Source organism: Sporomusa sp. (assembly GCF_057736855.1).
On sequence record NZ_JBYKYF010000144.1, the window covers coordinates 1 to 7707 of the forward strand.

Below are 7707 nucleotides of genomic sequence, written 5' to 3' on the forward strand. Positions count from 1 at the left end.
TTCGCCGCTATGCTACGAGATCAGAAGAAACTCGCCATTTAATCTGTCCGCGTAGTCCAATATGGTTCAAGCGATAGTGATTACTATTGGAGGTAATGAAATAGCTGAGAGGAGCTGAAAATCTATGGCTAGTAAAGAAGAATTATCAAATCTGTATATCGGCAGTTTGGTAGGGCTGGCTGTCGGAGATGCACTTGGAACAACGCTGGAGTTTCGTAAACCGGGTACATTTTCCCCTATTGATGATTTGATTGGGGGAGGACCCTTTCAGTTGGAGGCCGGTCAGTGGACAGATGATACTTCGATGGCCTTATGTCTAGCAGAAAGTTTGGTTAAATACGGTGGCTTTAACCCCAAGGGGCAGATGGATCTGTATGTAAGGTGGTACAATGAAGGGTATCTAAGCAGTACGGGACGCTGCTTTGATATTGGTATCACTACTCAATTGGCATTAGAAAACTATATGAAAACAGGTGTACCGTTTAGTGGCAGCAGAGATGAAAACTCAGCAGGCAATGGCTCAATTATGAGACTGGCCCCGGTAGCGCTTTATTTTGCAGGAGATGCTGATACAGCTACTATGTATTGTGCTAAAAGTTCGAAAACAACGCATGGGTCTTTGGCGTGTATTGATGCTTGTCGATTATTAGGGGCGCTTATTGTAGGGGCTGTTCGAAAAGTAAGCAAAGACCAATTATTGTCTCCTTTTTACCATCCAACTCCGGGTTATTGGAACAAAAAACCGCTTACCGCTAAAATAGCTGACATAGCCGCAGGCAGTTATAAAAAGAAAGAGCCGCCTGAAATTCAAGGCAGCGGCTATGTAGTAAAGTCTCTAGAAGCGGCATTATGGGCTTTTTATAAGACCAACTCGTTTAAAGAAGGGGCTTTGCTTGCTGTTAATTTAGGGGATGATGCAGATACAACTGGCGCAGTGTATGGGCAATTGGCAGGGGCCTATTATGGTGTCGATGCTATTCCGATTTCATGGCGTAATAAAATAAGTAACTACGCGTATATCGAGGAATTGGCGAAAAAGTTGTATCACCAGCCCAATTCAGTTAAGAACTGGTTAAATAGGTGGGATGATATAATTCTATATGACAGAACTATTCTTATTAATGATATGAGCTACCACCTATATTTGGCTAATACATACGACCATGGATATGTTTTTAGATTTGAGTTGTTTGATGCTAACGGTATAAGTGTTTATAAAAAATCAATGTCAACTGGGTTTGGCGGTAATGATTATCGCATAAGAAAAACGTTGGCTATGTTAAGTGAACGATATCCAGCAATACAAAGTTATATTAAGGAGTTACATAGAGTGGTTGAGTGAAAAGAATGGTTTAGCAGAATTCTGGCAACATGACGAAGGTGTATGTAACCACATGAGAGCCGATTGGCGAGGAAAAGGTGCAGGGACGGTGGTACTGTCAGAACAAGACGGTAACAACTGTCCTTTTGTATTTCCTTTTCTATCCTCAAAGTATTTTTGATACATATATTACCAAAGAAGAACTAATTGTGTTAAAATATAATCTAATAAGGATACTAAAAAATAGCGTTTAATCTATCACCAGTGCAGTTTGTGGTAGTAAGAGGAGAGCGTCTGTGGGTGTACCTGTCAATATTAGTGGACAGGAAGGACGTGGTATTTAACGAATTAAAGCGAGAGGCTCAAGTGGGCAAAAACTCTTGTAGCCTCTCGATAGCCGATTTATCTAGCAGTTTCGATATTAATAACCCTGAAAGAAGCATGCAGTAAGGTAGTTATTAAGAGGCTCTCGCTAAAGCTATTATAAACACAGTGGTTACAAGGACTGTACCAGACAGCGTCTGAAAAACCCAAATTCCCGTTAGGGAATTGAAACTCAAAAAAGTGATATGTTTAATTATCATATTAATCATATTGTCTGAAAAACCCAAATTCCCGTTAGGGAATTGAAACGCATCTTAGGCAACACCAGTTGTCATCATGTGCGGGTATCGGTGTCTGAAAAACCCAAATTCCCGTTAGGGAATTGAAACATTTCGACATCTGGAAATTGACTATAGTCAATCGAAGAATCGTCTGAAAAACCCAAATTCCCGTTAGGGAATTGAAACATGTTATGTTAACTTCTACCGGTATCGTATCTAACACAAATGTCTGAAAAACCCAAATTCCCGTTAGGGAATTGAAACCTTTGTACCGTCCACGCAGTTTGTTATTCCGTTTGAGTCTGAAAAACCCAAATTCCCGTTAGGGAATTGAAACTTTAACGACTTTACCCATTCACGAAGGCACTTCACTGCTATGTCTGAAAAACCCAAATTCCCGTTAGGGAATTGAAACTTTGCGGTAGGTGACACACTGCCGTTGCACGTGATAGGCATGTCTGAAAAACCCAAATTCCCGTTAGGGAATTGAAACTAGAATTAACATCCAATTTTTCCTCGTAATTTATTAAGTCTGAAAAACCCAAATTCCCGTTAGGGAATTGAAACTTTTCCTTGAATGCTTTTGGGAAACCTCGTATAATAAGGTCTGAAAAACCCAAATTCCCGTTAGGGAATTGAAACTTTTCTGTTAAAACCTTTCTTAGATTTACGGCTTCGCTTGTCTGAAAAACCCAAATTCCCGTTAGGGAATTGAAACTGCGACAGAAATATGAAATATGAGGGACGGTGGTACTGTCTGAATAAGACGTAACCACCGTCCTTTGTGCTTGTATTCAAGCGATTTGGTTCTTAAAAAAATTGCGACAAAGCACTTTTTGGAAAAATTAGAAGATATTTTGGATTAAAGAAGGTATTTTGAAGTAATATGTAAAAAACACATAAATATGGAAATGGAAATTATTTTAAATGAAAAATTTTTATAAATTATCATTACTTTAAAGGAAGGAGGATCGTTTTTGAGTGACCGATTATTCCAAACAGTCGTAACAGCTGGTCTCCTCCATGATATTGGAAAGTTTTTGCAGCGTGGCGATTTCGGGTCTCTTTCACTAACCGGAAAACATCCAGCAATTTCTCGAGATTTTATTAACTTACCTGAAAATAAGAAGTTCTTCGCCAAATTTTGTGATGAGGAACTACTTTCTGAATTAGTGGCACGTCACCATGAAAGTAGTAGCTTTCCACCAGAATTACAGGTCAGTGGCGCAAATGATTCTATACGGCCTTATGCTTACATGGTTAGCCGTGCCGACAACTACTCATCGGCAGAGCGGGACGATGCAAGTGAAGGAACCACACTCCGGTATAAAAAAGTAGCACTGGCGTCTGTCTTCTCGAGATTACAGTTGGACAAGCCTAAGGCGGAACTTTATAGCTATCGATTAGAACGCTTAAGTCCTTTACATGCATTTCCGATTAAGGGAAATGAGGTCGTTGACGAGACACCGTACAAAAAACATATTAAGCGTTTTGGTGAGGAATTTCGGCAGCTTATTCAAGATCAGACGATAACCAGCTTTGAAACTTTTTATGCCAGAATTTTTACCTTGCTTCAAAACTATACCTGGTGTATTCCCAGCAGTACATTAGATACGGTGCCAGATGTATCACTGTTTGACCATTTAAAGACTACATCGGCGATCGCAGCCGCTCTCTTTCGTTATCACGGCGATTCTACTCATGACATTACCGCCGATGGCAAGAAAAAATTTCGGTTGATTGTTGGTGACTTGTCGGGAATTCAAAAATATATATTCCGGATTACCACCAAAGGTGCTGGCGGGATCGCTAAAAGACTGAGAGCACGTAGTTTCTATTTGGGAATAATTACTGATATTGTCAGCCATATGCTTATTGATGCATTTCAATTAACTTTGTCTAATATTGTAATGGCTTCTGGTGGTAAATTTTACGTGCTTGCGCCTAACACTCCCTATGCCGTCGATATAATTAACAACATATATAATTCTGTGAATCAGGAACTATTTGACCGGCATCACGGACAGTTGGCTTTGAACTTGGCGAGTGTAGCTTTCAGCGGAGATGATTTTGAAGACTTTGGTAAGGTCATGACGGACTTGTCGCAGGAACTTGTTAAGGCAAAATCAACCCCATTCTATAGTGTGCTTCAGCAAGGCGGCAAATGGCGGGAAGACCGTTTCATAAAGAGGTATGAGTCTGACAATGGGATTGATGTTTGTCCTGGATGTGGTGCTGTGCATGCTGATGGCGGCGAATGTGATGATTGCTCACGAGATCAGCGTATGGGGCAAATGCTTCCAAGGACAACTTACATTTCCTTTTTCAGAGATAACCCCAAAGCAGAAACTATTTTAGGCCAATACGGGATTATGTTAGACAATGGACTAATAAAACATAGCTGTGTGCCGTATCTTGTCTACAACCTGAACGAACAAGGTCGTCCAACTTCTTTCCCGGATTATGTGAAGGTTATGGCAAAATACGTACCACTTGATGACGATGGGCAGAGTCTGAGTTTTGACGATATTGCTCAAAATGCTAAAGGATATAGTCTATTAGGCTGCTTAAAAGCCGACGTAGATAACTTAGGAATGTTATTTTCGCTAGGGTTAAAAGAGGATAACAACAATTATGGCAGTATATCGCGGATTTCTACCATGAGCCGAATGCTAGAGCTGTTTTTTTCCGGATGGATAGAACAAGTGTTGTCACAAAAGTATTTGAATTGTTATACTTGTTATTCTGGCGGTGATGATCTTCTAATTGTTGGTCCCTGGAATGAAATTTTTGATCTTTGCGGCGAGGTCAATAATGCGTTCAAGAGGTTTATAGCTTATAACCCCAATATTACTTTGTCAGCCGGTGTGTCTCTGTTTAAGGCTCGATACCCAATCGACCTTGCTGTAGAGACAGCCGAGCAATTGTTAGAACGTGCAAAAGAGCAAAGAAATTTCAGAAGTGGGTCTGGGAGAAATCAGATATCCATTTTTGGTCAGACTGTTGACTGGTCAGATTATGAGATTATACAGCGAGAAGGTCGTCGAATGGCTAGTTGGCTGACAGAGGGCAAAATTTCATCAGCTCTGTTATACCGCTTAAGGCAATACAGTCAGATGTATTGTCAGGCCGAAGGAAATAGTGGGAATGGATCAGATTCGAACGGATATATGTTCAAATCCTTACTTCAGTACGATATTAGCCGGAATAGTCAAAGTATAAATAGTGAAGCCATTCATTGGTTGAAAAACTTGAGCGAAAATCCAGGTAACATTATGAGACTTCTAATACCTATCACTACCTATGCTTTATATGCCAACAGAGCAAAAGGAGGGCAAACAAATGGCGTTAAATCCTTATTTGAATAAGGGGCGTGAAAATAAGCGATCTACGTCGTTAGCAGGACTTCCCCCAGGATATTTGGTAGGGGGATACTGTAATAGTGACGGCCAAATTAAACAAGAGCTGCTACTTAGTCATGCAGAAATGATTGCTCAAGTAATTGGTGAACCTCCTGATAAACTTAGCAATGCACAACTTCGAAAATTCTATGGCCACGTAAAAATAGCCGATATTAGGCTTAATTATGATGTGCCATATTCACAAATTGAACCATCCATTAAGGAATTAGCTGCCTTTGTGGCTGACGCCCGCGGGAAAAAGAAAGTGCCCGAAGTTTTTAAGAATTTTATTGATGCCAATTTAGCCATTATTAATGATGCTAAATCATTTCGTTGTTTTGTAAAACATTTTCAAGCAGTAGTTGGTTTCTTTAGTTATAAATATCCTAAAAACTAGAGCATAGCAAAAGGAAAAACATGCGGTCACTACATTGATCGCGGCAATCAATTTATTTTCACGTGTTTGTATTATGTAAATATCCCTTATATAGTAAGGATGCAAAAATTGTTCAAGGGAATGGATTTCATTCGTTTAGTGCTTAAACAAAAGCGAAAGGAATGGATATATCATGAAATTATTAAAAGCCTTACTTATTAAAGGAATAATTCATTGCGAAACAGGCCTACATATCGGTGGTTCTTCTGATGAGATTGAAATAGGCGGCGTTGACATGACTGTTATCAAACATCCTATTACTAATGAGCCTTATATTCCTGGCTCATCGATTAAAGGCAAGATGCGCTCCTCTTTAGAACGTGCTAAGGGAATTGATGATCGAGGCGACCCCTGCGGCTGTGGTCAAAAGTCTTGCATGGTGTGTACTGTTTTTGGACCCCATAAAAATACACGGCATAGCTTAGGTCCAACTAGGATTATTGTTCGTGATGCTAATTTAACCCCGATGTCTAAAGAAAGCATTATACGAAATCTTAAAGAACGAGGCATAATTTATCTGGAAAAAAAGACGGAGAATATTATCAATCGAATTAAGGGAACGGCAGAATATCCGCGAACTATGGAGCGTGTTCCTGTGGACACCGAATTTGACATTGAGATTGTGCTGCAGGTTTATGATGTTGATGATGAGTCTCAGCTAATTGATACAGTAAAGGAAGGGTTACGTTGGATTGAAAAAACTTATTTAGGTAAGGGCGGTAGCCGGGGATCAGGCAAGGTTTCTTTCCGGAATTTGACACTTGATGGCACCCCCTTCGCTTTGTAGTAGGTGAAATATTATGAAACTCTATCGCGCCAAAATAACTATGAGCGGTGGTTATATATCAACACTACAAAGTGATACTGTTTTTGGCGGGCTATGTTGGGCTTACAAAGCCCATAAAGGCGAAACGGCATTTCACGAATTGCTTGATTTATGCAGAAGAGGTACTCCACCTTTTGTAGTATCTGACATTTTTCCTGGTGACTATTTGCCAAAACCATTTCTACCACTTGCCTTTTTTAGTAAAAGTTTTACAGAATCGATTGAGAACAAAGAAACGCTGCTTGTTCGGGCTAAAAGGGCAAAACAGTTACAGGTAGGGGTCTGGCTGACTGTTGAGGAATTTAATGCTGTTATAATGGGGAAACCGATAGTATATCAAGTCAAGCAGAACCCTATCATAAAACGTCTTACTGTACACAACACCGTAAACCGTAATAGTGGTACTACCTTGGAAACTGGTGGTCTCTATGATCTGCCAGAAACCTTTTGTGCATGCTCCTATCAGTCTTTGTACCTTAAAATAATGACCGGCTGGGAAGAAGATGTATGGGCATGTCTCGAGTTGTTAGGACAGTTTGGTGTGGGAAAACGCCGTTCTATAGGAAAAGGCAGTTTTTCCGTTGTTGATGTAGAACTGTTTGATAAACTTCTAGTACCAGAGAAAGCCAATAGTTTTATTAGTTTATCTCACTTTATTCCCGGCAAAGATGATCCCGTGGAAGGCTATTATAAAGTTGTTGTGAAATATGGTAGAGTAGACAGAGAGTATGCTCACCGGCCAAATCCGTTCAAATATCCACTCATGCTTTTTTTACCAGGCTCAGTGTTTTATACAGAATCAATTCCTAGAAACTTTTACGGTAGAGCTGTTGAAAATATAGTGCCAGGGCTACCGGAGGTTATCCAAGGGTGTTTTTCACTCGCAATACCAGCTAGGCTTGAGAGGATGGTAGAATAATAGCCTTGCGGTTATATAAGTAGGTGATATACATTGCAGAAGTTCAATATCATAATAAAAGTAACATCTGAGAGAGTAGATATGTGTATTTATGACATGCGTCATATACATGCGCTTTTTTTTCAAATGTTAAAGACAGCGGCACCTGAGCTTGCTGCGCAGGTGCACGCTACTCAGAACAAGCCATTCGCACTGTGGT

Annotated in this window: 5 protein-coding genes and 1 CRISPR repeat array; all 5 genes read left to right on the top strand. The window is 40.1% G+C overall.

Annotated features, from left to right (window positions below; translation table 11 throughout):
- The first annotated feature begins 124 nt into the window (after positions 1-124).
- Entirely contained in the window at positions 125-1342 is a 1218-nt protein-coding gene (locus AC29Z1_RS10465) for an ADP-ribosylglycohydrolase family protein (RefSeq protein ID WP_488271409.1), read from the top strand.
- A 498-nt stretch (positions 1343-1840) separates the two neighbouring features.
- Positions 1841-2644: direct repeats of the CRISPR family, unit length 37 nt; unit sequence GTCTGAAAAACCCAAATTCCCGTTAGGGAATTGAAAC.
- Positions 2645-2903: 259 nt separating this feature from the next.
- A complete protein-coding gene (gene cas10 / locus AC29Z1_RS10470) occupies positions 2904-5294 on the top strand; it encodes a type III-A CRISPR-associated protein Cas10/Csm1 (protein ID WP_488271410.1) in 2391 nt (796 codons plus the stop codon).
- A complete protein-coding gene (gene csm2, locus AC29Z1_RS10475; RefSeq protein WP_488271411.1) occupies positions 5269-5724 on the top strand; it encodes a type III-A CRISPR-associated protein Csm2 in 456 nt (151 codons plus the stop codon). The genes cas10 and csm2 overlap by 26 nt, the downstream gene beginning before the upstream one ends.
- A 172-nt stretch (positions 5725-5896) precedes the next feature.
- Positions 5897-6550, top strand: coding sequence for a type III-A CRISPR-associated RAMP protein Csm3 (gene csm3, locus AC29Z1_RS10480; protein ID WP_488271412.1), 654 nt, complete (start codon positions 5897-5899; stop codon positions 6548-6550).
- Between the two features lie 13 nt (positions 6551-6563).
- On the top strand, positions 6564-7508 hold the full coding sequence (csm4, locus tag AC29Z1_RS10485; protein WP_488271413.1) for a type III-A CRISPR-associated RAMP protein Csm4: 945 nt from the start codon (positions 6564-6566) through the stop codon (positions 7506-7508).
- Positions 7509-7707 lie beyond the last annotated feature (199 nt).

Bases quoted from the DNA above. Each gene is read 5' to 3' on its own strand.
- AC29Z1_RS10465 (WP_488271409.1), top strand. From the start codon at position 125: ATGGCTAGTAAAGAAGAATTATCAAATCTGTATATCGGCAGTTTGGTA.
- csm2 (WP_488271411.1), top strand. From the start codon at position 5,269: ATGGCGTTAAATCCTTATTTGAATAAGGGGCGTGAAAATAAGCGATCT.
- csm3 (WP_488271412.1), top strand. From the start codon at position 5,897: ATGAAATTATTAAAAGCCTTACTTATTAAAGGAATAATTCATTGCGAA.
- csm4 (WP_488271413.1), top strand. From the start codon at position 6,564: ATGAAACTCTATCGCGCCAAAATAACTATGAGCGGTGGTTATATATCA.